The organism is Weissella oryzae SG25, from assembly GCF_000691805.2.
In the GTDB taxonomy this organism is placed as follows: domain Bacteria; phylum Bacillota; class Bacilli; order Lactobacillales; family Lactobacillaceae; genus Weissella; species Weissella oryzae.
This window is the reverse complement of record NZ_DF820524.1, coordinates 1-1,264: the sequence shown is the minus strand read 5'-3', so window position 1 is coordinate 1,264 and position 1,264 is coordinate 1. Positions and strand designations below refer to the sequence as shown.

2 protein-coding genes are annotated in these 1,264 nt (G+C 37.7%); both read right to left on the bottom strand.

The window, feature by feature from the left end; genetic code table 11:
• Positions 1 to 65: 65 nt before the first annotated feature.
• Positions 66 to 419 (bottom strand): hypothetical protein, encoded by a 354-nt coding sequence (locus TT13_RS10830; RefSeq protein ID WP_045477376.1) that lies wholly within the window; start codon positions 417 to 419, stop codon positions 66 to 68.
• Between the two features lie 20 nt (positions 420 to 439).
• A partial coding sequence (locus TT13_RS11465; RefSeq protein WP_045477374.1) for a pyocin knob domain-containing protein occupies positions 440 to 1,264 on the bottom strand: 825 nt, incomplete at its 5' end.

Below are 1,264 nucleotides of genomic sequence, written 5' to 3'. Positions count from 1 at the left end.
AAAGGTAATAAACGTAATACCAATATAGCTTGTTGTAGTCGCACTATTATACAAATCAATAATACTCATTTTTCCCACTCCTCTACTCTATTTTCGAAATAGTCTTTAACCTTCTGTGTCATATAACTATTACCGCCTAGCATCTTATATCTTGAATAAAGATGACTAATAATCTCATCACCATAATTATGGTCAATTGCTTGATTCAATTCAGTTCGTACTGTTTCTAAGGTAACAACTTGAAGAGAATTTTGTACATTTTCAAGTTCAATCATAATCTTGTCGTTGTGTTCAAAATTGCTCTTCTTCACTGAATTATGTGAAACAATAATAGTCCCTATCGCTGTAGCTAACCCTCCTAAGGTTGTTAATGCTGTTGTTATATCTAAACCCATAAGCCATTCTAAAATTTTATCCATTACATAAATTTACCTATCTCCTACTTAAACTCTGCGTTCTGTGCTGTATAGTGCCACTCGTAGTTCATATTGACATTAGAACCACTCTCAGAGGACATCTTACCTGTTGTTGTTAAACTCATTTCACCATCTACAGTGCGCCCGTGAAAACCTAGTGAAAAGGTCTCGTGCACTGGACGTAAAAAAATAGGGAGGGTTTCCGTGCTTATCTCACCAGAACCAATGCTTTGTGTGAGCCATGCCCAAATATGGACCATATTCCCTTGTTTAGACCAAATAGCTGTCATGCCATGCCACATTGCGACCGTTCCAGTTGCCACTGTATTTCCGTGCAAGCTCCATGGCTGCCATTTGCCATCAACACCTTTATAACGAATATATTCAGCAACGCTTGCTGTCCCCATAGAACGTACTATTTGAATTTTCCCACTAGTTCCGAAATTCTTAACCTCTAATGCATAGGCTTTTTGAGTTGCTCCTAGAGGTGTATTTAATTGTTTAGCTGCATCAGCATCCGATTCAGTATTATATTCCCCTGCTGTGGTTACATTATTTAAATCACTGCTAGCCGTCAATATATTAGTCATAGGGTCAGCTAAACCATTCAGCTTACCTAAGTTATCAATTGCTGCCCCAATTTTCCATGTTTGCAACTTTCCATCGTTTACAAGTGCAATTTTAGTAATTCCGTCAAATGAATGTGCAATAATTACCCCGTTCAAGGTTGCATCATCTGGTATAACTTCATAAGTGTAGTTTCCACTTGCGAAAGGAGCATTCGCAATATTTTTACCATTGTTAGCCCACTGACCAGGATAAGTAGTTATTGCTTTAGCAATATCTGC